This window comes from Vibrio sp. 05-20-BW147, from assembly GCF_013369385.1.
Classification (GTDB): Bacteria; Pseudomonadota; Gammaproteobacteria; order Enterobacterales; family Vibrionaceae; genus Vibrio; species Vibrio floridensis.
Genome location: NZ_SZTO01000006.1, coordinates 91,235 through 116,355 on the forward strand (window position 1 = coordinate 91,235; position 25,121 = coordinate 116,355).

Here is a 25,121-nt window from a genome sequence, read left to right on the forward strand (position 1 = left end):
CAAAAAGGAACTCACTATGCGTTGGCAACGGTTTTTCGCTGTTTTATTTTTGCTGGTTTGTTGGCAAGTGTCTGCCAGCCCACTCTCTTCCGTTTTGCTCACAGAAGCAGAACAACTGATCGAGATTGAGCCAGAGCAAGCGAAAAGAATTGTCCAAAACTACCTAACCCAACGCGAGTTGACCGACAATCAAGAAAAAAGTCCGTCGGCGATTTCTCGTGAAGACGCCGATCGCACTTTGCGCACCCCAAGTGGCAGCGTTGAAGCCTACAAAATCTTAGCTCAAGCGGAATTTGCTTTAGGCAATCAACGCTCCGCTTTAATACAATTGGAAACCGCATTTCAGCTCAGCCAGACTTTTCATCTCCCCTATTTAGAGATGGAAATCAAGCTGATGCAAACTAAGTTGCAATGGCAATACAGCAAAGATTACGCAAAAGCCGAAGCCGAACTGGCTCAGATTAGTGAGCAACTCAAACAATCGAGTAATTCGCTGCACATGAGCGATAGCGTACAATATCGTCTACTGATGCAACAGGCCTTACTTGCATCACAACAAAATCAGCTCACGGAAGCTGAGCAGTATTACGCACAAGCTAAAGAGCTGATCAAAAACACCCGCTCTGAAAACACCATTATTGACTATCACATTGCCGTAGGGGAATTTTACCTTAACCACCAAAAGTACAATTTGGCGCTGTCTGAATTGCTGTTTGGTTATTGGCAAGCAGTGGAAGGCAACAAGAGCGCTCGGTTGGCCAAAGTGAACCGCCTTTTGGCGCAACTGTTTGAAGAACGACGTGTACTTGATAAAGCCCTTGAATACTTATCGCAAGCTGCGGATTTTTACGACAGCTACCCCAACTCCCCTATCCTTGCGCAAGTAATGGAGCAAATGGGCGATATCTACTTCCGCCAAGGTAAGTACAACTTAGCGTTAGTGCACTATTTCAATGTACTTGATCATGACAGCTCGGCACGCAACATCAAACAGGTGATAGGCATTCGTCTCAACCTCGCGGCCACCTATCTTCAGCTCTATAACTACCCACTGGCAGAGCAATACTTGGAACGCGCCCAAGATGTATTGGAATTTGCTGACATCCCTAAACTCAAAGCAGAAGCGGCACTGATGAAAGCAGGGTTGGCTTTTTATCAAAACGACAGTCAAGCGGTGATCGACAATGCCAACAAAGCACTTGAGATCGTCACTGGACTTGCCGAAGAACACTTAAATATTAAGCAACACGCTTATCAACTCCTTTCGCTTGGGTATGAACAGTCGGCACAATACGCGTTATCGTTACAAAATCTGCGCCGCTACAATAATTTGGTCAGTATTGAGCAAAAAGAACTGAATCAAATCAGTGAAGATGCCTTCCGCCAACAAAAAGAGTTTGCCGAACAAACCATTCACTACATTGGCCAAGCACAACAACTGGAAAAAATTACCCTAGAGCACACCAAGTTCCAAAAAATCGCCTTTGCACTGTTCTTGCTTTCCTTGGCGCTCTTTTTGTTGCTGATGCGACGCGGAGTTCTGCTGCAAAGGCAGTCAGCTCAGTTGGAGCGACTCACCAGCGATCTCTATACGCATTCGCGCTCGAAACTACGAAACCTACGTATGCTCAACGTCAAGCTTTCCAACTCACTGCGCAAAGCGAATGAAACATTTGAACAGTGGCAGTTAGGGGAGTTAATTAATGAACCACTCAATGATCGCTTGCGTTTTGTCATGCTCGACCTCCCCTTTTTACGCAGCATGTACGTGCAACATGGTTACAAAGCGGGTTTGGAACTAGAGCGTGCCTTTGGAGCCTTTATGAGTGAGAAAGTCCAAAAGCCCGCGCGTCTCTACCATTTTTCGGATGCCAATTTGCTCTACATCGAGCCCAATGCCGATCGTAATTACTCCGCTGAAGAAGTCTTTAGCAAAATGCAAGCTTGGGTTGACGAGTTTGCTGCAGAACATGCGATCAACCCAACCGTTAGAATGGGCATGGCCGATTACCCATTTTTGCCTCGAGCTTACACCGCGATTAATGACCAAGAACTACTGGACTTGTTGCTATTGGCGACTCACTTAGCACGCGAAGTCAGCCTAACCGACAAGTGCAGCCATTATGTCTACTTGAAGGCCATAGATAATGCACCGGCTGCCAGCCTTGCAACCGGTAACATAAGGGTCGCATGCCAACAAGCGATACATCAGGGGCTAATTAAAATACACTCTTCGCATCATAATGAGGACAACCTCAAAAAATTATTAAAAAGTGAATAATTCTCAAGCATTCAAACCCGAAGAGAGGTGACGCTATAATGTTTTTTGTTATTATCAGCTAATTCGTTAGTCGTACATGGACAGTGTTGTAGTTCTTAATGGGCATTCTGGAATCCGATATTCAATCGCAGCTGCATCAGTTAAGTTGTCAGTTAGACCAACTTCGATTGACACATCGCGACTCGTCACTCAAATTCAAGCGTGAGCAGCAAGTTCTCAAACGCATCGTTACTTCTTTGAGCGCCGCTTGTCAGGGTGGAGATCCGACATTGACGCAAAGCCTCAAGGCGATTCAACAAGAACTTGAACAACCGAAAGACGTAAGTAATCTCATCCCGCGCCTCGCTGTGTTGGAGAGACGGCTAAGGCAGCAAACAGTGACTATGGATAAAAAGAACGGATTTCTTGATCAACAGGTCAAACACAGTGGCGAAACGCTACAGCGATTAGCAGGCTTACCTCCGCAACTCAAACGAGAGTTGCGTTGTTTAATGACCTCTAGTGAAGTTAACCAATCGGATAATGTCGATAAAGCTGTTCGTTTATTGAACATCTACGAGCGTTCTCTCAAGATCATCACCTCCAATTCTCGTTTGAACTTCAGTGACCTGAAAGATTCGACAGACCGATCGCTACTAGACACTCTGTCTATAGAATTACAGCATGTGATTACTGAACTGGATTTTGAAGGAGAGTCAGGTGACTTACTGCTCGATATCCGTACCAAGTTGCTGCTAGGTGTTTCCACCGAATCTCTACTCGAACTGACACTCCAAGTACTCAAACTGGTCATTGACGGAACCAAGTTCGAACGTAAATCTTCAGAGCAATTTCTCGACCAGCTTAATCGTTCTCTAGCCACGAACCTGAAAACTTCACATATCAATGTCGATCAAAGCCAAACTTACTTTGAACACCGACAAGAATTGAACAAAGAGTTTGGGGAACTCATCTCAAAGAGCCAAACGACTTTGACCAACGCTAATGAGCTAGAACAACTGAAAAGCGCCATCTCCCCGCTCTTAGCGCAAATGGCATCGCTGTCTCAACGTCTTGTTTTGGCAGAAGAGAAAGAGCAGACACTGCAAGAAAGGTTGCAGTACAACAAAAACCAGTTGGAAGCGGTGTTTGAAATTACCCAAGACTATCGTAAACGCTTGGAAGATCAGGCACAGCGCATGCTGCTAGACCCACTGACAAAAGTGTACAACCGCACCGCCTTTAATGATCGTCTGGAGCTTGAATATCGTCGCTGGATCCGCGCACAACACAATCTTCGTGTCGTGTTGCTCGACATTGATGGTTTTAAAGCCATCAACGACAGCTATGGCTACACTGCCGGTGACAAAGCACTAAAGATCATCGCACGAACCATTCGCAAAGCAGCAGCCGATACCGATACCGTGGCGCGCTTTAGCGGTGAAGAGTTTATCTTGCTCATTCCAGAGCAAAGTGAAGAGTACACGCTAGAGCTGATTAAGCACATTCAAGCAGAAGTCAGCAAGCTGCCATTTAAATTCCGCGAGCAGCAAATCACCATAACGTTAAGCGCGGCTTCAGCGGCGTTTAAAGAGTCCGACAACCCTGAATACGTGATTGATCGTTTGGGCATGATGCTCGCAGAGTGCAAACGACGCGGGAAAAGACAGCTAGAGTGGCGCTAATTTCAGGTCACTTAACGAACGATTGAGTAAAAAAACATCACTCCATATAGCATTTTCAATTAGTTATCACATTTCTTTTGGTTCATACTTTGCTAAGCTAACAACACTTATAACGTGTTTAGCCTAGATTCACGCTAGGCAACAAACAGAATCTGCTTCTCCTAATCTGGTTCTATAACAATAATCATTTTTCCCAGCAGATTTCTGACCTTTAATAACAATGCTAAGCAAGGAGGCCATATGATTACTCATATCAGCCCAGCAGGAAGTATGGATCTGCTCTCTCAACTTGAAGTTGAGCGTCTGAAAAAAACCGCCTCTAGTGAGCTTTACCAACTCTACCGCAACTGTACGTTAGCGGTGTTAAACTCAGGTAGCCACACGGATAACTCCAAAGAGCTGCTCGACAAATATCAATCTTTTGATGTCAACGTAGTGCGCCGTGAGCGTGGCATTAAGTTAGAGCTCACCAATCCACCGGAGCACGCTTTTGTCGATGGCGAGATCATCAAAGGTATCCAAGAACATTTGTTTTCTGTGCTGCGTGATATTGTTTACGTCAACATGCATCTTGCGGATAACCAACGCCTTAACCTCACGAATGCCACCCACATTACTAACCTTGTTTTTGGTATTTTGCGTAATGCTGGCGCTTTGATTCCCGGTATTGAGCCAAATCTTGTGGTGTGTTGGGGCGGTCACTCCATCAACCCTGTTGAGTACCAATACACACGTGAAGTGGGGAACGAACTCGGTCTGCGTGAATTGAACATTTGTACTGGCTGTGGACCGGGCGCAATGGAAGGGCCAATGAAAGGCGCCGCAATTGGTCATGCCAAACAGCGCTACAGTACGCAACGTTACTTGGGCTTAACCGAGCCTTCAATTATAGCCGCTGAGCCGCCAAACCCGATCGTCAATGAATTGGTGATCATGCCTGATATCGAGAAACGCTTAGAAGCATTTGTCCGCATGGGGCATGGCATCATCATTTTCCCTGGCGGTGCAGGTACTGCTGAAGAGCTGCTTTACATACTGGGCATTATGATGCATCCAGAAAACGCCGATCAGCCGATGCCCATCGTCTTGACCGGCCCTAAAGAGAGCGAGGCTTACTTCCGCTCACTGGACGCGTTTATTGGCGCCACTTTGGGGGAAGAAGGTCAGAAGCACTACCAAATCATCATTGATGACCCAGCTCAGGTTGCCCGTGTGATGAAACAAGCGATGCCACTAGTACGTCAGCACCGTAAAGACAAAGGCGATGCTTACAGCTACAACTGGTCTTTAAAGATTGAACCAGAGTTCCAGTTGCCGTTTGAACCCACACACGACTCGATGGCAAGTTTGGATCTGCATCTCAATCAGAAACCTCAAGTACTGGCCGCTAACTTACGCCGTGCCTTCTCAGGTATTGTGGCGGGTAACGTAAAAGCCGAAGGCATTCGCGAGATCGAACGCAAAGGGCCATTCATTATTGATGGAGACCCTGCACTGATGAAGAAAATGGACAAACTGCTGCGCGATTTCGTCGCCCAGCACCGTATGAAACTGCCCGGCGGCAGTGCATATGAGCCTTGCTATAAGATCGCGTCAGCGGAAAATGGCGGTCGATAGTCCATACGATTTACGTTACACTCAGGGGCCTTAGGCCCCTTTTCAATACTGTAATTTTCTATGGCTATTCATCTTGTTATCATTGATGCACTCAATCTGATCCGCCGTGTCCACTCGGTTCAACCGGATCCGACGGACATAGCCAACACCATCCAAAACACCTGTCGTACCTTGCAGCGAATCATTAATGAAAGTCATCCTACGCATATCGTCGCGGTGTTTGATCATCTTGGTAGCGACCGAGGATGGCGCGCAGAGATCCTTCCAGAATACAAACAAGGGCGAAAGCCGATGCCAGAACCTTTGCTAAATGGTTTGGAGAAGATCCAAGAGGCATGGTGGCAGTTGGGTATTGATTCGCTGCTTTCTGAAGGTGATGAAGCCGATGACTTAGTGGCCACCCTAGCGTGCAAAGTCGCGCAACACGGTGAGAAGGTCACCATCATTTCAACCGACAAAGGCTACTGCCAACTCCTTTCTCCCACTTTGCAGATTCGCGATTACTTCCAACACCGCTGGTTAGATCAGCCGTTTATTGAACAAGAGTTTGGCGTAAAACCTCAGCAGCTTTCTGACTATTGGGGCCTGACGGGCATCAGTTCCAGTCAAGTGACCGGCATTCCCGGCATTGGCCCAAAAGCAGCCAAAGAGATCCTCGGCCAATTTGACGATATCGAACAGGCTTTTCTCTCGCCAGATCTACCAAAGAAATATCGCACTAAGTTCGATCAACATATCGAGTTAGCTCGCCGTTGCAAACGAGTCTCGGCACTCAAAACCGATATTGAACTCGGTTTTAACCTGCAAGATCTTCGCTTTGGTCACTAAGCAACAAGTCCATTAGAACAAAAACGCTCCTCATGTCGAGGAGCGTTTTTAGCGAACCGTTTCTTCGGCTCATCTTAGTGCGGAGAAATGTTCGACAGCACCTGAATGTGTACGGTGATCTCTTCGCGATCGTGATAAAGGTGTTTCGCTTGCAGCTTAAACTTCACCTTGTTCTCAATCAGGAAAGTCTTGAGATTTTCAATGTCTTGCAAAACCTCGTCATAACGACCTTTCATCGGCAACTTGAGGTTAAAGATGGTTTCTTTCGCCCACCCTTTAATGAGCCATTCGCCCATCAGATACGCCACGCGAGCTGGCTTTTCCACCATGTCACACACTAACCAAGTCACGTTCTTACGGTCTGGCTCAAATTTAAAGCCATCCACCATGTGATGCTTGATCTGGCCTGTTTCCATCAAGCTGTCTGCCATCATGCCGTTGTCCACACAGTGAACGAACATAGAGCGCTGCACTAGCTGATAGGTCCATCCACCAGGACACGCGCCTAAATCCACCGCCCACATGCCCGAAGACAAACGCGTATCCCACTCTTCACGCGGAATAAACACATGAAAAGCCTCTTCCAACTTCAACGTTGAGCGGCTTGGTGCATCGGCCGGGAATTTTAAACGTGGAATGCCCATAAAGAAGCGCGAATTATTGTGCGAATAAGAGTAACCAGCAAAGCAGTGGCCTGACGCAACAAAGCAAAGGTGGAACACAGGCTTCTTGGCATTTTCTTTCGCCAGCAATAAACCTTTACCACGTAATGCTTGGCGCATTGGGACGGTAAACTTGCGACAGAACTTCAACAGCTCTTTTGCTTCGTTGGTGTCTGGTGTTTCAATACGCAAATCACCACAAACAGGGAACGCGTCGATCTCACCCAGCTCCGCAAGGATTGGGCTAATGCGATCTTCACTCGGCAGTTCGGTGAACTCTGCTGCAACCGCAAACATTTGACGCGCAAAAATCAGCGCGTTGAAGTCCAGTTCACGTGCCAGTTTATCGGCATCCCCATCTTGGTAACATTCGAACAGAACATACCCTGCGTTTTTGAACACACGTGGAAAACCATAAACCTCTAACTGAGTCGCTTTGTCCTGAATTTCACCAGCACACTCTTTTTCAAAGCCCTGACGACAATAGAGCATTAATTGTTTCACTGAGATACCTCGTTCGTTTTTAAAGCTGCCAACATCAACATTATCCAACCAATAAGAAACAGCAAGCCTCCCATAGGAGTTATGGGGCCAAACCATTTTATGCCAGTTAATGCGAGGGCGTATAAGCTGCCGCTAAAGCAAAAGATGCCGATGATAAAACAAATTGCCGCGCGGAAAAAATATTTTTGCGCTTTCTCTCCAGTCGGCAAAGACAGCAGAACGGCGCACAGGGCAATGGCGAGAGTATGCCAGAACTGGTACATCACGCCCGTTTCAAACACACCTAACAAATATGGCGACAATTGGCTTTTGAGTCCGTGAGCGGCAAACGCGCCAAGTGCGACCGCCGATGCGCCTGAGAAACCAACAAAAGTGAGCAGCCACTTACTTTTCATCGTCCCCCCCTTTTATAAAAGCGCACAGTTGCTCAATCGCCAACTGCACATTGCCGGCTTCTGTATGGCCAGAACTTTTTCTCGGTTTAAAACTATGATCGCCGTCAGGCAAAAACGCCAAGCGCACCTTTGAGGAAAACTCAAATTGCTGACACTCAGTTTGAGTGCCAAACGTGTCTCGCTCACCTTGCAAAATCAACGTCGGTTTACTCAATGTTTGTAAGTGCTCACCTTTGAACTTTTCAGGCTTACCGGGGGGATGAAACGGAAAACCTAAACAGGCAATCCCTTTCACGAGGGGATGCTCCGACAACAAACTCGCCATGCGTCCGCCCATCGACTTCCCCCCAATGATCACGGGGTCATCGGTCACGGATGCTATCACTTCGGAAAAGGCTTCCAGCAATTTCGGCGCGCGATCTGGTGGGCGTTTTTTGCCATCTTCAGCTCGTTTGGCCATATAAGGGAAATTGAAACGCACCACTCGAATCCCTTCTTTTGCCAATCCTTGAGCCACCGCGGTCATAAAGGCATGTTCCATCGGAGCCCCAGCGCCGTGAGCAAAAATAAACAGTGGTCCGTTGTCTGGCCCATCAATAATGCATGGCAGAGTCATCGAGCACCTCTTCTTGTTCTTTACGCGCCGTAACCAGCATCCAATCTCTGAAGCGTGCAATACGCCCCATATCGGCTTGTTGTTCATGGCAGACGACGTAAAACGAATTCTTCGACAACAATATTTCATCAAAGGGTGCTATCAGACGGCCCGCTTCCATTTCTGGTTTAGCCAACACATTGTTGCCCAAGGCCACCCCTTGCCCGTGGGCCGCCGCTTGCAGAACCATGGTCGAGTGGCTAAAAATCGGGCCTTGGTTGACATTGACCTCATCCAGACCGTTTTCCTTAGCAAATTGTTTCCAATCTTTTCTGGATGTGTCATGAAGTAACGTATGTCGTTTTAAATCCTGCAAAGATTCTAATGGTTTGTTACCTAAAAGTAATGAAGGTGAACAAAGTGGGATCAAATATTCTTGGTACAATTTATCGGCACGTAACCCCGGCCAATTGCCACGACCGTAATAAATCGCCACATCTACATCGTCCGTCAAAGAACCTTCGTCCATGTCCACCGCTTTGATTCGCACATCAATATCCGGCTCTTTAGCATTGAAATCCGCCAATCTTGGTACCAACCATTGAATCGCAAAACTCGGCGGCAAGCTGATGGTCAATGCCCCTTTTTCACTACGTTCCAATACCTTATCGGTCGCTTCGGCAAGTGCTGAGAAGATATCTTTGATGTCTAAAAAGTAACTTTGCCCCTCTTCAGTGAGGAGTAAAGAGCGGTTACGACGGCGGAACAATTTCAATGAAAGAAACTCTTCCAGCGCTTTGATCTGATGACTCACTGCCGCTTGAGTAACAAAGAGCTCTTCTGCGGCTCGGGTGAAGCTAAGGTGTCGGGCGGCGGCTTCGAATACACGAAGGGAATTCAATGGGGGCAATCTTCGGGACATACGGCTCTCTAACCATTAGTTTTTTTTATCTGAAACATTATAATTTGTCCGTTGTAGAACAGCCAGATAAATTCTATATTTCACCCCGCAACGCTAGCCTGAACGGCTTGATTTCTTTGTAAATCAATTGGCTTAGTTGTTGCGATGTTGTGTTTGCAAACTCGTATTTCGAGTTAGGTAGATTTCTACCGTAGTGTTTTGTCCAACTCCCTGTGACAAAACCTATACTTCCTGTATTTATTTTTGACCTGTCTGTCAAATTTGTTACACCGCCTATATAGGCGGTGTTTTTTTATCTTTGAACACTGCCTTTCTGACCGTTATCGCCTCCGATCGTCTCTTTTCCCTTGCACAATCTCATTCCTTTTTTGAGCGAAAATGAAACAAAAAACGCAACCCCATTGCTGAGATTGCGCTTGTCATTTTCCTCATGCGGCACTGTTATTCAGAGAGCAACACGAGTTTGTGATTACGGGCGGTAAACCTTAACGTTCTTAAACCCTTGCTCTTGTAGGTAGAGAGCTTGCAAACGGCTCATCACACCGCGAGCACAGTAAAGCAGATACGTTTTCGACTGGTCTAAGTCACCAAACTGAGTACTGAGCTTGTAAAACGGAATGTGTTTTACCTCAACACCATCGATCTCTAGCGGACTGTCGTCTTCTTCATCTGGGCTACGAATATCCAGCACCACAGCGTGCTCTTCAATCGCTTGAACTTGCTCCACTTCTGGCGCGGCTTGCGCCGACTCTTTCGCGATATCACGAATGTCCATTTGACGGGCATTGCGTACCACTTGTTCCAAGATATCGAAATTGAAGTTGGCTTCTTCCGCTTCGAGCTTCTCTTTGACTGCTTTCACGGTTGGCTTCTTCGAAATCACGCCACAGTATTCTGGCATGGTTTTGGCGAAATCTTCGGTGCCGATGTCACGTGCAACTTTAATGATCTCGTCTTTATCCCAGTTGATTAGGGGACGGAGAATCAAACGATCGGTCACCACATCGATGTGGCGTAAGTTAGTCAAGGTTTGGCTTGATACTTGGCCGAGGGCTTCACCGGTGACCAAAGCTTGAATATCAAACTTCTCCGCAACCATGCCGGCAGCGCGCATAAACATGCGTTTTAGCACAACGCCCATTTGACCGTCTTCAACCTTCTCTAAGATCTCCGCCACTACAGGCTCAAAATCAACAGAGATGAAGCGAACTTTGGCCGATGAGCCATATTTGTTCCACAAGAAGTGAGCCACTTGTTTTACGCCGATTTCATGCGCAGGGCCACCCAGATTGAAGAAACAGTAATGCACTTTAGAGCCACGCTTGATGTGCAGATAGCTCGAAACACCCGAATCAAAACCACCAGAGATCAGGCTCAGCAGATCTTCTTGCGTACCCAGTGGGAAACCGCCAAGACCTTTGTGATGGGCCAAAATCTGGTTCAGTTTGTCATCCACCACTTCAATTTTGATGGTAATGTCTGGGTTGTGCAGTTTAACTGAGGCGCTCTCAACAGCTTGATTTAAGCCACCACCGACGTAACGCTCTAGCTCAATCGAGGTAAAGTCATGCTTACCACGGCGCTTAGCACGCACCACAAAGGTTTTGTTTTCGATGCGCTCGCGGCTGAGCTCCAACACTTGCTCATAGATGTCGTGCAGATCTTTAAAGCCAGATTGCTTCACTTCCAACACTTGCTGAATGCCTGGTGTCGTCGTCAAGATTTCGAGCACTTGTTGGTAATATTGATGGCTGTTCGCCGACACTTCGATGTGATCGCGACGGTTAAAGACAGCCACAGACTCAGTGCGATTCTGAATAATGATGCGGATGTTGCTCTCAAGAATCTTGGTAAAGCGCTTACGTACCGACTCACTCTTTACAAAAATTTCTGGATGGGGCTTTACAATAAATTTCATAGTTCAATTCGCAGTCTGTTGGCTTTCGATAAACACCGTAGCTCACGCCAAGGTGTGGGACTTAGGGCGCAAGATTATACACGAATTATAACCATAAAAAAGACGAGCATTTCTGCTCGTCTTCTATGCGACTCACTCACCCATTACTGGTTTTGAGGAATGGCTGGAATTTCATCACTATAGAGCGGTTCACCTTGCATAATGCTGATTTCCACCCTACGGTTTCTCGCACGATTTTCATCAGTATCATTCTCTGCCAACGGATCCGTATCGGCCATACCTCGCACCCGTAAGCGTTGATGAGAAAATCCGCGCACTTTCTCCATCTCTTGCGCCACCGAAACGGCACGCTGCGCAGAGAGATCCCAGTTAGAACGATAAAGCTCCGAATCAAGACGCTGATTGTCCGTATGACCAGAAATTCGCACAATACCGGGGACATCTTTCACCAACTCGGCAATTTGTCGTACTAGCGGGCGGAATTTAGGCTGCAAGAACGCAGAACCTTCTGGGAAGGCGCCCTTTTCTCGCATGCGAATCACAATTTGCTGGCCTAGGTTTTCCACTTCAATTGCCCCTTGCTCTATTTCACGCTCAAGGGCCTTCTTGATGCTTTCCATCAGCGTTTCCATCTCTTTCGACATGGCTTCCGATTGCTGCTGTTGCTGTTGTTGCTCGGTATTTTGGTTGGTCTGGGTCGAGGTTTCAGGCGACTGCCCGCCCGTCATTTTGCCTTGGTCACGCTGAGTACCACCAGCACGATCCGACTCTCCCTCATGAAACTCTAAGGTTTGCTGGGTGATATCAATGGTTTGTTGCATGATCACGTCAATCGGCGTTGGCTCTGGACGCCCCGGACGAAATTCTTGAGCGATGATGCTGGTGCCTTTGGGAATGTCTTTCACCTCAAGGCGGTTTTGCACACCAAAGGCAAATTTCATTGAGCCTGCGATCTGTTTGAACTTCAGTACATCCATTTCCGAAAACGAAAGCAGCAGTACGAAGAAACACATCAACAGTGACATCAAGTCAGCGAAGGTACCCATCCACAGAGGTAATCCGGGAGGGGGACAATCACATTTGCTATCGTCATCCATCACATACTCCCGTGATTAATCGTTGATATCGAGGGCACGCTTGCTCTCGTTGAGGTAGTTTTTCAAGTAGCTGTCGATAACACGTGGGTTCTGGCCATCTTGGATCGCCAACACGCCGTCCATGATCAGACGACGATTGAGGGTCTCTTGGTCGCGACGAAGCGCCAATTTATCCGCTATCGGGAAGAACACCATGTTCGACAAAATCGCGCCGTAGAGCGTAGTCAAAAGCGCGACCGCCATCGCAGGGCCGATGGATTTCGGGTCATCCATGTTGGACAACATCGCCACCAGACCGACAAGGGTACCGATCATCCCCATCGCAGGCGCAACGTCACCAAAGGCGCGAAACACGCCCGTTCCTTGCGTGTGACGTTCATCGGTCAAAGCAATGTCTTTCTGTAGTGCTGCGCGCACCACATCGGCATCGTGGCCATCGACCAACAAATCAATGCCTTTTTGCATGAAGCTGTTGGAGATCTCCATCTCTTCCAAGGCCAAGAAACCGCCTTTACGTGCCGCGTCCGCCATTTCGACGATCTTTGCGATCAAATCTTCTGGTTCATCGGCTTTAAACATGAAGGCTTTGCCCGCGATTTTCGCTGCGCCAAAAAACTGCCCCATGGTAAATTTCATCAATACAACAAAGATAGAGCCACCGACCACGATAAGCACAGAGGTGACATCGACGAACATCATGATGCTACCACCAAGAATCATCGCCATCACTACGAAAGCCAGGCCACCTATCAAACCTAAAAGGGTTGCTAAATCCACAAAGCACTCCTCATGCTATTTTCCGATTTACCACTATACAAAGAGATTAATTTCTTTATCGACAAAGAGTAGCGATCTTTTAGCAAAAACTTGGCCAACAAGTCACAAAATTGCCGCAAAGTGCCAAAATTAAAGCGCCATTGCCCCGTCACACTGAATATCGCGGCAAAAAATGAAGTCACTTTTTAAGGGTATGAACACGTTATAGCAAGTTTACTGCCATTTTAGCGCTTGTGGGCAACCTTTTTATTACTAGGTCGTCTATCTCTTCTTGGTTAACCTCATTTTCAGACAAATTTGCCTGCTTAAATTTGACCAAGCCAGCGTGCTAAGGTAACTTGCGAGCATTCTTTTAGAGGCAGAATAGATATGGCAACCAAGAAACCAGAAAACATGTCCTTCGAAGCAACCATCGAAGAATTGGACAATTTGGTGGATCAACTGGAAAACGGTGATTTGGCTTTAGATGACGCACTGAAAAAATTTGAGCGTGGGATCGCACTAGCCAGAGCCAGCCAAGCTAAACTAACAGAAGCAGAACAAAGAGTTAGCATTCTTCTTAGTAACAGTGATGATGCACCTCTCAGCGATTTCTCCACAGTGGCAGAGTAAAGTGATAAATGGGTAACTCTATGATTGGCGTACTTACGTCTTTTCAGCAGCGCAATAATCAGCAACTCAATCTATGGTTAGACAGACTACCGCATCAAAGTCATTCCTTGGTTCAAGCGATGCGATACGGTTTGGTATTGGGTGGAAAACGTGCTCGTCCATTTCTTGTCTATGCAACAGGTGAGATGCTTGGTTGCCCCTTAGAGCAACTTGATACACCCGCTTCTGCCATTGAATGCATCCACGCTTATTCGTTGATTCATGATGATCTTCCTGCGATGGATGACGATGAACTGCGTCGTGGTCAGCCAACTTGCCATATCCAGTTTGATGAAGCCACTGCGATTCTCACTGGTGATGCCCTGCAAACCTTAGCATTTACGATACTTGCAGAAGGCCCCCTTTCTGCTGAAGGAGAAACACAACGCGTTGCCATGATCCAAGCATTGGCGCAAGCCTCTGGAGCACAAGGCATGTGTATTGGTCAGGCATTGGATTTGGCGGCCGAAAATCGCGCAGTCACGCTGGAAGAGTTAGAAGAGATTCACCGTAACAAAACCGGCGCTTTGATCCGTTGTGCGGTACGCTTAGGTGCCTTAGCAGCAGGCGAAAAAGGTTTGGCTATTTTGCCTCAGTTGGAGAAGTACTCCACTGCGATTGGGTTAGCATTTCAGGTGCAAGATGACATTTTGGATATCATTAGCGATACCGAAACGCTCGGGAAGCCACAAGGTTCTGACCAAGAACTCAACAAGAGTACTTACCCATCGCTGCTGGGTTTAGAAGGCGCAATGGAGAAAGCTCACACTCTGTTACATGAAGCACTTCAAGCTTTGGAAGCAATCCCATACAATACCCAACACTTAGAAGAGTTCGCCCGATACGTTGTCGAGCGCAAGAACTAACACAATAAGCGCGCATACCTATGACTCTTGATATTTCAAAGTACCCGACACTGGCACTAGCAGATACACCCGATGAGCTGCGTCTCCTACCAAAAGAGACGTTGCCAGCACTGTGCGATGAATTACGCACTTACTTACTGAACTCCGTCAGTCAATCAAGCGGTCACCTGGCCTCTGGTCTTGGCACCGTTGAGCTTACGGTTGCCCTTCACTACGTTTACAACACGCCTTTTGATCAACTAATTTGGGATGTCGGCCACCAAGCCTACCCACACAAAATCTTGACTGGCCGTCGTGAACAAATGCCGACTATCCGTCAAAAAGGCGGTTTACACCCTTTTCCATGGCGTGAAGAAAGTGAGTACGACACCCTGTCTGTTGGCCACTCTTCGACCTCGATCAGTGCAGCACTTGGTATGGCCATTTGCGCAGAAAAAGAAGGCCAAAACCGCAAAGTCGTCAGTGTGATTGGTGATGGCGCGATCACGGCAGGCATGGCGTTTGAAGCGATGAACCATGCTGGCGATGTACACAGCGATATGCTCGTGATCCTCAATGACAACGAAATGTCGATCTCTGAAAACGTGGGGGCGCTTAACAATCATCTCGCTCGTGTACTTTCTGGCAATCTTTATACTTCGATTCGCGAAGGTGGCAAGAAAGTGCTCTCTGGCGTGCCGCCGATTAAAGAGTTAGTTCGTCGCACCGAAGAGCATCTTAAAGGCATGGTGGTTCCGGGTACCCTTTTCGAAGAACTGGGTTTTAACTACATTGGCCCAGTTGATGGCCATGATGTGGTAGAGCTGGTCAAAACACTGAAGAACATGCGTGAGCTAAAAGGTCCGCAGTTCCTGCACATCATGACCAAAAAAGGCAAAGGTTATGAGCCTGCCGAAAAAGATCCGATCGGTTATCACGGCGTACCTAAGTTCGATCCAGCGCACAATAGCCTGCCGAAAAGCAGTGGTGGCAAGCCAAGTTTTTCCAATATTTTTGGCGATTTCCTTTGTGACATGGCGGCGCAAGATCCGAAACTGATGGCGATCACCCCAGCCATGCGTGAGGGTTCCGGCATGGTGCGTTTCTCTAAAGAATACCCAGCGCAATATTTCGATGTAGCGATTGCAGAGCAGCATGCAGTGACACTGGCGACCGGGATGGCCATTGGCGGATACAACCCGATTGTGGCGATTTACTCGACTTTCTTGCAACGCGGCTATGACCAACTGATCCACGATGTGGCAATCATGAACCTGCCTGTGATGTTCGCGATTGACCGCGCTGGTTTGGTGGGCGCAGATGGTCAAACTCACCAAGGCGCGTTCGATTTAAGCTACATGCGCTGTATTCCAAACATGGTGATCATGGCGCCAAGCGATGAGAACGAATGCCGCCAAATGCTCTATACTGGCCACAAACATCAAGGACCGAGCGCGGTGCGTTATCCTCGTGGCAATGGCATGGGCACGCCTATCGAATCTGAATTTACCGCGCTTGAGATTGGTAAAGGCCGCTTGGTTCGCCAAGGCGAAAAGGTGGCCATTCTGAGTTTCGGCACCTTCTTAGCCAACGCGCTTGAAGCGGCAGAGGCATTGAATGCGACCGTTGCAGACATGCGTTTTGTTAAACCTCTTGATGAAGCACTTATTCGTCAATTGACCAACGAGCATGATGTGCTTATCACGATTGAAGAAAACGCCATTGCCGGTGGTGCTGGTGCGGGGGTGATCGAGTTTATGATGCAAGAAAAGATCATGAAACCAGTCTTGAACCTTGGCCTACCGGATAAGTTCATCCATCAAGGTACTCAAGAAGAGTTGCATGAAGAACTCGGCTTAGATGCCAAAGGCATTGAACAAGCAATTCGTCACTATTTATCGAAGTAACATTTATCAAAGTGACAGAACGAACAAAGGGCGCGAAAATCGCGCCCTTTGTGTATACATGATAGCTAAGATTAAGCGCGATTTTGCGCGTAAGCCGCTAGCTCATCCATCGACGTTTGTGCAACCACTTCACCATCAATGTAGTAAGTCACGAACTCACCTTCACGAATACCTGTCAGCGTCGCTTTTTCACCGTTGTTGTAAGTGATATCCATCTGTACCGTATTTTCATCGATTTGCTGCATCGTGCCTTGCTCAATCGTACGGTTATTTGTTAATGGAGCGATTGGCGCTGTTTTTAGCGATTCATCCAATTGGCTGTTGACATCGATGTAGGTGTCCATCTTTGTATCAAAGATATGTGGTTTGCCATTTAGAGGGTTTTTGCCCGTCCAAAATTCCAGTGAGTTAAACACAATGTAGTCTGCTGCAATCGCCACACCGTATACTGGCGCCAACAACATGTTCAGACCACCACGAGCGTAACGGTTGTCAACGGCTTTCAAGTTGAAGCCCATAACGTAGCCCGTTACTGCATTGCTACCTACACAACCAGACAATGCCATTGCTGCGACTGATAACGCTACGACTTTAGTGATCGTCTTTTTCATATTTACCTCGAATGTAATTTGGAGAACAGGAATTGGGGGCGCATATTAGCGCAGATAAAAACCTTCTTCAAAGTAAGAACATTCCATCTTGCCAGCGCAGTCTCAAAAACAAGAATCTTTACATAACAATGAGATATAACATTAATCAAAACATTCATTGATTAAATTTAAACCAACACAAGTTAACCTTAACTCAACAAAAGTCAGGAGAAAGTAAATGAACGATTAGCGATTTTTATCGTAATATTAATAAGGTTGAATGGCTTGATATCCGTTGCATTGCTAGAGTGGGCGGAACAGCAAATACAGGAAGTAGTATGGTTCGCATTAAAAAAAACAAAGTGTTCGAGATCTTGGGACACAAAATCCAGCCAGCGCAACGACTAGAGATCGAGCTTGACGCCGCACAGCTTTATACCCACTCGCCTCTTTCCATTCCCATAGAAATTATTAATGGTCGCAATGCAGGGCCAGTTTTAATGGTCAATGCAGCAATACACGGTGATGAACTCAACGGCGTTGAAATTGTCAGGCAGCTAATTAACGGCCTCGATCCCAACCAAGTCAAAGGTACGGTCATTGCCGTTCCAATTGTCAATGTCTTCGGTTTCATCCACAAATCTCGCTATCTGCCTGATCGTCGTGACCTCAACCGTTGTTTTCCAGGCAGTGAAAAAGGGGCGTTAGCCTCTCGCATGGCACACACCTTTTTCAACAATGTCGCATTGAAAGCAGATTATATCCTCGATCTTCATACTGGCGCGATTCATCGTACTAACTTACCGCAAATCCGCGCTAATCTGAGTAATCCAGAAACGCTGCGTATCGCCAAAGCCTTTGGTGCCCCCGTCATTATCGATTCAGCACTAAGGGACGGCTCTATCCGCTCCGAGGCAGAAAAATGCGATATACCCGTGCTCACTTATGAAGCGGGTGAAGCACTTCGTTTTGATCCTCTCTCGATCAGCGCTGGGGTATTGGGGATTAAACGCGTGATGCAATCCATCGGCATGCTGCGCGCCAGTCGAAAAAAATTGCCTCAGCCAGTCATTGCAAAATCGACCAGTTGGGTAAGAGCATCGGGAAATGGCATTCTCCGCACCGTTGTCAACCTTGGTGCCAAAGTGGAAAAAGGAGAAACCTTAGCCTATATCAGCTCACCTTTGGGGCATGATGAAGTAGAGCTCAAAGCTCCGAAAGGGGGGATTGTGATTGGTCAACAAACCTTGCCGTTAGTCAATGAAGGCGATGCCATTTTCAATGTCGCCTACTTCCGCCAAGACGATGAAGTTGTCGAACAAGTCGTAGAAAGCTACATCGAAGAACTGGTTGAAAGTGATATTGATTTGATCACCACAGGACAAATTCCACTGTAACCGAACATGGGCAGGCTGTGCTGAAATGAAAACTAAAAAGCCCCGAAGACTCACTCATCGGGGCTTTTCTAAATGGAACTGAGTAGTGAATTACTCGTCTTCGTCCACTTCATCGTCTGCTTGTGCATCGCGAGCGCGACGTTGTTCCGCTTTACGTAGTTTTGCGCTCAACGCTTCAGCATCGCGCTCTTTGCGTTGCTGAGCTTTACGCTCGTTGCGCTCGGCTTGGTTTTTAACAAAACCAGCGAGTTCAGCTTCTGCCCACGCTTGAGCAGCCGCTTCAGAGTCAAAACCCATTTGACGCTTTGAAACAACAGTTTTACGAGAGGTTACTTGACGAGTAATCTCAGCCGCCCAACCTTCACGTTTCTCAGTCACGCGGATGGCAAATTTTTGGTTTTTAGACATGTCAGATGTTCCTAAGGGATTGTAAAGGGATTCAAGCCATCCCTTGGCAAGCGGCGTATTAGACCACAATTATTTGCGATTGGCTATTGGCTCACTGATAAAAAAACCGCCAGAGAAACTCTCTAGCGGTTTATTCAGTATCACATTATTTCAATCGGATTAGCCTAGATTTTTGCGTGCGTTTTGGAACATACGCATCCACGCGCCATTTTCACCCCAACCTTCTGGTGCCCATGAGTTCGCTACGGTGCGGAATACACGCTCTGGGTGCGGCATCATGATGGTTACGCGACCATCTTTTGTCGTCAAACCGGTAATCGCATTTGGTGAACCATTCGGGTTGTTCGGGTATTGCTGTGTTGGATTACCTAGGTTATCAACAAAGCGGACCGCAACGGTACCCGATGCTTCAATCGCAGCAAGATGTTGAGCATCGCGTACTTCCACACGACCTTCGCCGTGCGAAACAGCGATAGGCATACGAGAGCCAGCCATGCCATCAAAGAAAACGGAATCCGATTTCTGTACTTCGACTAGGCTAAAGCGTGCTTCAAAACGCTCTGATTCGTTGCGAACGAAACGTGGCCACAAGTCGGCACCTGGGATCAATTCTTTCAAGTTTGAAAGCATCTGACAGCCGTTACATACACCCAGTGAGAAGGTATTTTCACGATTAAAGAAGGCTTGGAACTGCTCACGTGCTTGCGCATTAAAGAGCACAGATTTCGCCCAACCTTCACCCGCACCTAATACATCACCGTACGAGAAACCACCACAAGCCACTAGACCATGGTACTCATCCAGCACCGCTTGACCCGTTAGAATGTCACTCATGTGGATGTCAGTCGCTTCAAAGCCAGCACGGTCAAACGCTGCTGCCATTTCAACGTGAGAGTTAACCCCCTGCTCACGCAGGATCGCCATCTTAGGTTTCGCGCCTTTCGCGATATAAGGAGCTGCGATATCTTCGTTAACATCATAGCTGAGCGATACATTCAGGCCTGGGTCTGAATTGTTTTTCTTCGCTTCAAACTCTTGGTCTGCACACGCTGGGTTATCACGCAGTGCCTGCATCTTATGCGTCGTTTCCGCCCAGATAACACGCAAATCAGTGCGTGAACGTTCCAGTATCAAAGCATCACCAGAGCGAATCACAAAGTTGTCTGAAGCGTCAACCGCACCAATCACGTGTGAACACGCTTCTAGACCATTGGCCGCCAACGTCGACAGCACGGAATCCAGTTCATCGTTCTTAACTTGAACAACCGCGCCGAGCTCTTCGTTAAATAACGCCGCCAGAACATCGTCACCCAACGCAGCGATATTCGCGTTGACACCACAATGACCAGCAAATGCCATCTCTGCAAGCGTCACCAATAGGCCGCCATCCCCTTTATCGTGGTACGCAAGCAATTTGTCTTGACGAACCAGAGCTTGCATCGCATCGAAGAAGCCTTTCAACTGTTCTGCGTTGTCGACGTCAGCCGGTTTATCACCCAATTGCTTGTAAACCTGAGCCAGCGCCGTAGCACCTAGGCGGTTCTTACCGTTGCCAAGGTCAACAAGAACAAGTGAAGTCTCGCCTTTGTCGGTACGCAGCTGAGGAGTAATGGTTTTACGTACATCTTCAACACGAGCAAACGCGGTGATGATCAGAGACAGTGGAGAAGTCACTTCTTTCTCTTCACCGTTCTCATTCCACTTGGTCTTCATTGACATTGAGTCTTTACCAACAGGGATAGTAAGACCTAATGCAGGGCACAGTTCTTCACCCACCGCTTTCACCGCTTCGTAAAGACCCGCGTCTTCACCTGGGTGACCTGCTGGTGACATCCAGTTTGCCGACAGCTTAATGCGCTTGATATCGCCGATGTCAGTCGCTGCGATGTTAGTCAGAGACTCACCAACGGCTAGACGAGCTGACGCGCCAAAGTCAAGCAGCGCAACAGGCGTACGTTCACCCATAGACATCGCTTCACCGTGGTACGTATCGTAGCTGGCAGCGGTTACCGCACAGTTTGCAACTGGCACCTGCCACGGACCGACCATTTGGTCGCGTGCCACTAAGCCTGTAACGGTACGGTCACCAATGGTGATCAAGAAGGTTTTTTCAGCCACGGTTGGAAGACGAAGTACGCGATCCACCGCTTCGTTAAGTTCGATGCCATCACGCGTCATCGCTGGGCTGTCTACTTTGAGTGTGGTTGCTTCACGATGCATCTTTGGTGGCTTGCCAAGCAGAATGTCCATTGGCATATCAATCGGTGTATTGTCGAAGTGCGCATCTTCCAGCGTTAGGTGACGCTCTTCCGTTGCCACACCGACCACGGCATATGGCGCACGCTCACGTTTACAGATTGCATCAAATGCCGCCATGTTTTCTGGTGCGACCGCGAGCACATAACGCTCTTGAGATTCGTTACACCAGATTTCCAATGGGCTCATTCCCGGTTCATCGTTTGGTACATCACGCAGTTGGAACTTACCACCACGCTCACCATCATTGACCAATTCGGGTAACGCATTTGAAATACCACCTGCGCCAACGTCGTGAATAAACGCGATTGGGTTGTTGTCGCCAAGCTGCCAACAGCGATCAATCACTTCCTGACAACGGCGTTCCATCTCTGGGTTTTCACGCTGTACCGAAGCGAAATCCAGATCTTCTGCCGACTGACCTGATGCCATAGACGAAGCGGCACCACCACCCAGACCAATGTTCATCGCTGGGCCACCCAGCACGATTAAGCTCGCACCGACAGGGATCTCTTTCTTCTGTACGTGCTCGTCACGAATGTTACCCATACCACCAGCAATCATGATTGGCTTGTGGTAGCCACGCACTTCTTCACCTGCGTGTGACGTCACTTTCTCTTCGTAAGTACGGAAGTAACCAAGGAGGTTTGGACGACCAAATTCGTTGTTGAATGCCGCGCCGCCAAGCGGGCCTTCTAGCATGATGTCAAGGGCGTTGACGATACGACCTGGCTTACCAAAATCGGTTTCCCATGGCTGTTCAAAGCCAGGAATACGCAAGTTCGAGGTGGTAAAACCAACCAGACCCGCTTTTGGCTTACCGCCAATGCCGGTTGCGCCTTCGTCACGAATTTCACCACCAGAACCGGTGGAAGCACCTGGCCATGGTGAGATTGCGGTTGGGTGGTTGTGCGTCTCTACCTTCATCAAGATGTGTGCATCTTCGTGATGGTAGTTGTATTGACGCGTTTCTGGATCGGGGAAGAAACGACCCACTTTTGAACCCGTCATTACCGCTGCGTTATCTTTGTAAGCAGACAGCACGTGATCTGGCGTTGTTTCAAAGGTATTTTTGATCATCTTAAACAGCGATTTTGGCTGTTCCACACCGTCGATCGTCCAATCGGCGTTAAAGATCTTGTGACGACAGTGCTCAGAGTTGGCCTGAGCAAACATCATCAGTTCGATGTCATTTGGATTACGGCCAAGCTTAGTAAAGTTCTCCACCAAGTAATCAATTTCATCTTCTGCCAATGCTAGGCCAAGTGAAACGTTTGCTTCTTCAAGCGCAAGACGACCTCCAGAAAGGATATCCACCTGAGTCATTGGTGCAGGCTGCGCAACGCTGAACAATGCCGCTGCCGCTTCTAAATCACCAAATACCGCTTCCATCATACGGTCATGAATAATGCTTTTTACGATGTCGATTTGTACGCTAGAAAGCTCTGAAGACGACTCAACATAGTACGCCGTGCCGCGCTCTAAACGCTTCACTGCGTTAAGGCCACAGTTTTGTGCAATGTCTGTCGCTTTTGATGACCAAGGAGAGATGGTGCCAGGACGAGGCGTGACCAGCAATAAGAGACCTTGAGGCTCATGCTCTTCGATAGTTGGGCCGTAAGTTAGAAGTTTCTCAAGCTTTTCCAACGCTTCTGCGTCTAACTCAGAGGTCAGATCCGCAAAGTGCATGAACTCGGCATAAATGCCAGTGACAGGCAGATCTTGTTCACGACAAAGTTCCAAAAGTTTATTAACTCGAAACTCAGAAAGAGCTGGGGAGCCACGCAAAATTCTCATGTGCTTAGGTCTCTTATGCAATTGATTAAGGTGATATTGGAATAAATTCAGTGGGTTATACTGTTTTACTTCGAACTTATGCCGATTGCACCTCTCTGTTGCGGGCGCATTATATAGCAATTGTTTTTGTGATGTAACACCAAAAGCAACCGTTTGCGTCACTTTTTTTGTCAAATTTGAAATACAACCAAAATGTGGAAGCAATAAAAACATGTACAATTCTGCTGTTCGCTTTTTCTTTGCCTACCCTGCGCGCTTTGATATAAAGAGACCAACAGATTTTTGAGAGCAGACTGAATGCCAATACTTAATCTTCACCAACTACGTAACGCTCTGTTTATTCTTGCGACTTCTCTCTTTCTCGCAGGATGCCAAATTGAATCTAAACCCGCCAGCGAGTTGGATCAGATCAAACAACGAGGCGTTCTGCGTGTTGGCACTCTCAATAATCAACTCTCTTACTACATTGGCCCAGATGGTCAAGCCGGTTTGGATTATGAGCTGGCAAGACAATTTGCCGACGAGCTTGGCGTAAGGCTAGAGATCAAAACGGCATTTCGCCAATCAGAACTCTTTCCGATGCTAAAACGTGGTGATATTGACCTCGTCGCGACGGGATTAAGCCAAACCCCACGCGTGATTAAGCAATTTCGTCCAGGCCCCAGTTATTACTATGTAAGCCAAGTGGTGGTGTACAAGAATGGTGCTCTGAGGCCAAGAAACCTAAAGCAGCTGATTGAATATCAAAACGCTAAAACCACACCGGATGGCGAGGAGTCGAATGAGCTTGCCGCTGCGCAAACTCTACAGGTCGTTAAACAATCGCAAAATGTCACTTTGCTCAAGTCGTTGCAAAATGAGTACCCTGAGCTAAAGTACACCACTGTATCGGATGCCGACAACTACGATTTGTTGCGCCGAGTTTCAGCAGGCGAACTGCGCTTTGCGATTAGCGATTCCATTGAGCTCTCACTTGCGCAGCGTTTGTATCCCGATCTCGCGACTGCGTTTGAGGTCACCGAAGACCAACCTGCATCTTGGTTCGTTCGTCGCTCTCCTGACGAATCGCTTTATGCTTTGATGATTGAATTCTTCGGGGACATCAGCCAATCTGGTGAGCTTGCTCGATTAGAAGAGAAGTACATTGGTCACATTGGTACCTTCGATTATGTCGATACGCGCGCGTTTATTCGAGCGCTAGACAGTAAGTTGCCTCAATGGGCACCGCTGTTTGAACAATATTCTGCCGAGTTTGACTGGCGCTTGATTGCTGCGTTGGCTTATCAAGAATCGCATTGGAACCCGTTAGCGAAATCGCCAACGGGGGTTCGTGGCATGATGATGCTTACCCTGCCAACCGCACAAAGTGTCGGCGTCAAAAACCGTTTAGATCCAGAACAATCGATTCGAGGGGGTGTAGAGTATTTGCGCCGTATTGTCGCGCGAGTACCAGAATCCATCCCCCAACATGAGAAAATCTGGTTTGCCCTCGCATCGTATAACGTTGGCTTTGGCCATATGATGGACGCTCGCCGTTTGACAAAAAAACAAGGAGCCAATCCGGATTCTTGGGCTGATGTGAAAGAAAGGCTGCCTCTGCTAAGACAGAAAAAGTACTTCAGCCAAACTCGCTACGGTTATGCCCGTGGAGACGAGGCGAAAAATTACGTTGAGAATATTCGCCGCTACTACCAAAGCATCATTGGCCATGTAGGACAAAACTCTCTAATTGCCAGCGATCAAGAGGGCGAAATTCAAGTGATTCCGCCACTCGAAAATGAAGAGTTGGCCGCGGTTAATGATGTTAGTGAATCCGCAACCGGCTCGTTAGCACAAGATACGGTTGTCAGCCAAGCAGAAGGCAACGTACCGACCAACCAATAACCACCACATAGGAAGCGATTTTTGTAAAAGTCGATTGCTTTTTAGCAACGACTTTATCTAAAATCGCTCTCCTGAATTAGGCCAAACTGACCGTTTCGTCAATTATGCTGGCCCTCTTTATAACGC

19 protein-coding genes are annotated in these 25,121 nt (G+C 47.7%); 9 read left to right on the top strand and 10 right to left on the bottom strand.

Annotated elements, in window-relative coordinates:
* The first annotated feature begins 16 nt into the window (after positions 1–16).
* The 4 genes from FC652_RS06765 to xni all read left to right on the top strand — a co-directional run bounded on the left by FC652_RS06765 (position 17) and on the right by xni (position 6,390).
* A complete protein-coding gene (locus tag FC652_RS06765; protein WP_176297988.1) occupies positions 17–2,281 on the top strand; it encodes a lipopolysaccharide assembly protein LapB in 2,265 nt (754 codons plus the stop codon).
* Positions 2,282–2,379: 98 nt separating this feature from the next.
* Entirely contained in the window at positions 2,380–3,945 is a 1,566-nt protein-coding gene (locus FC652_RS06770; RefSeq protein ID WP_176297989.1) for a GGDEF domain-containing protein, read from the top strand.
* Positions 3,946–4,185: 240 nt separating this feature from the next.
* A complete protein-coding gene (gene ppnN, locus FC652_RS06775) occupies positions 4,186–5,562 on the top strand; it encodes a nucleotide 5'-monophosphate nucleosidase PpnN (RefSeq protein WP_045621437.1) in 1,377 nt (458 codons plus the stop codon).
* Positions 5,563–5,622: 60 nt separating this feature from the next.
* Complete coding sequence (gene xni, locus FC652_RS06780) at positions 5,623–6,390, top strand: flap endonuclease Xni (protein ID WP_176297990.1); 768 nt, start codon at positions 5,623–5,625, stop codon at positions 6,388–6,390.
* A gap of 74 nt (positions 6,391–6,464) precedes the next feature.
* Here xni and rlmM read toward each other — a convergent pair whose 3' ends face one another.
* From rlmM to pomA, 7 genes are all read right to left on the bottom strand, one after another.
* Entirely contained in the window at positions 6,465–7,556 is a 1,092-nt protein-coding gene (gene rlmM, locus FC652_RS06785) for a 23S rRNA (cytidine(2498)-2'-O)-methyltransferase RlmM (protein WP_176297991.1), read from the bottom strand.
* A complete protein-coding gene (locus FC652_RS06790) occupies positions 7,553–7,951 on the bottom strand; it encodes a DUF423 domain-containing protein (RefSeq protein ID WP_176297992.1) in 399 nt (132 codons plus the stop codon). Before FC652_RS06790 ends, rlmM begins: the two co-directional genes overlap by 4 nt.
* Positions 7,941–8,567 carry an alpha/beta fold hydrolase gene (locus FC652_RS06795; RefSeq protein ID WP_176297993.1) on the bottom strand — a complete coding sequence of 209 codons (627 nt, stop codon included), beginning with the start codon at positions 8,565–8,567 and terminating at the stop codon, positions 7,941–7,943. The genes FC652_RS06790 and FC652_RS06795 overlap by 11 nt, the downstream gene beginning before the upstream one ends.
* Complete coding sequence (locus FC652_RS06800) at positions 8,545–9,468, bottom strand: transcriptional regulator GcvA (RefSeq protein ID WP_176297994.1); 924 nt, start codon at positions 9,466–9,468, stop codon at positions 8,545–8,547. The genes FC652_RS06795 and FC652_RS06800 overlap by 23 nt, the downstream gene beginning before the upstream one ends.
* A gap of 469 nt (positions 9,469–9,937) precedes the next feature.
* Entirely contained in the window at positions 9,938–11,386 is a 1,449-nt protein-coding gene (gene thiI / locus FC652_RS06805) for a tRNA uracil 4-sulfurtransferase ThiI (protein ID WP_130190987.1), read from the bottom strand.
* A gap of 143 nt (positions 11,387–11,529) precedes the next feature.
* A complete protein-coding gene (locus FC652_RS06810; protein WP_176297995.1) occupies positions 11,530–12,483 on the bottom strand; it encodes a flagellar motor protein MotB in 954 nt (317 codons plus the stop codon).
* A 15-nt stretch (positions 12,484–12,498) separates the two neighbouring features.
* The gene (gene pomA / locus FC652_RS06815) at positions 12,499–13,260 is read right to left on the bottom strand and encodes a flagellar motor protein PomA (RefSeq protein WP_103156611.1); all 762 of its coding nucleotides are present in this window, start codon (positions 13,258–13,260) and stop codon (positions 12,499–12,501) included.
* A 369-nt stretch (positions 13,261–13,629) separates the two neighbouring features.
* Here pomA and xseB point away from each other — a divergent pair, with 369 nt between their 5' ends.
* The 3 genes from xseB to dxs are packed head-to-tail and all read left to right on the top strand — an operon-like array spanning position 13,630 to position 16,663.
* A complete protein-coding gene (gene xseB / locus FC652_RS06820) occupies positions 13,630–13,872 on the top strand; it encodes an exodeoxyribonuclease VII small subunit (RefSeq protein WP_176297996.1) in 243 nt (80 codons plus the stop codon).
* Positions 13,873–13,892: 20 nt separating this feature from the next.
* Positions 13,893–14,777, top strand: a complete 885-nt coding sequence (gene ispA, locus FC652_RS06825; protein WP_176297997.1) for a (2E,6E)-farnesyl diphosphate synthase — start codon at positions 13,893–13,895, stop codon at positions 14,775–14,777.
* Positions 14,778–14,797: 20 nt separating this feature from the next.
* On the top strand, positions 14,798–16,663 hold the full coding sequence (gene dxs / locus FC652_RS06830; protein WP_176297998.1) for a 1-deoxy-D-xylulose-5-phosphate synthase: 1,866 nt from the start codon (positions 14,798–14,800) through the stop codon (positions 16,661–16,663).
* A gap of 71 nt (positions 16,664–16,734) precedes the next feature.
* On the opposite strand, the gene FC652_RS06835 is transcribed toward dxs, so the two are convergent.
* Entirely contained in the window at positions 16,735–17,274 is a 540-nt protein-coding gene (locus tag FC652_RS06835; protein ID WP_176297999.1) for a DUF3332 domain-containing protein, read from the bottom strand.
* A gap of 317 nt (positions 17,275–17,591) precedes the next feature.
* On the opposite strand from FC652_RS06835, the gene FC652_RS06840 reads away from it, so the two are divergent.
* A complete protein-coding gene (locus FC652_RS06840; RefSeq protein ID WP_176298000.1) occupies positions 17,592–18,650 on the top strand; it encodes a succinylglutamate desuccinylase/aspartoacylase family protein in 1,059 nt (352 codons plus the stop codon).
* A gap of 90 nt (positions 18,651–18,740) precedes the next feature.
* Here FC652_RS06840 and FC652_RS06845 read toward each other — a convergent pair whose 3' ends face one another.
* Both FC652_RS06845 and purL read right to left on the bottom strand, forming a co-directional pair.
* Entirely contained in the window at positions 18,741–19,058 is a 318-nt protein-coding gene (locus tag FC652_RS06845; RefSeq protein ID WP_176298001.1) for a DUF3622 domain-containing protein, read from the bottom strand.
* Positions 19,059–19,217: 159 nt separating this feature from the next.
* A complete protein-coding gene (purL, locus tag FC652_RS06850; RefSeq protein WP_176298002.1) occupies positions 19,218–23,111 on the bottom strand; it encodes a phosphoribosylformylglycinamidine synthase in 3,894 nt (1,297 codons plus the stop codon).
* Between the two features lie 297 nt (positions 23,112–23,408).
* Between purL and mltF the strand changes: the two genes are divergently transcribed.
* The gene (gene mltF, locus FC652_RS06855; protein ID WP_176298003.1) at positions 23,409–24,995 is read left to right on the top strand and encodes a membrane-bound lytic murein transglycosylase MltF; all 1,587 of its coding nucleotides are present in this window, start codon (positions 23,409–23,411) and stop codon (positions 24,993–24,995) included.
* Positions 24,996–25,121: the final 126 nt, after the last annotated feature.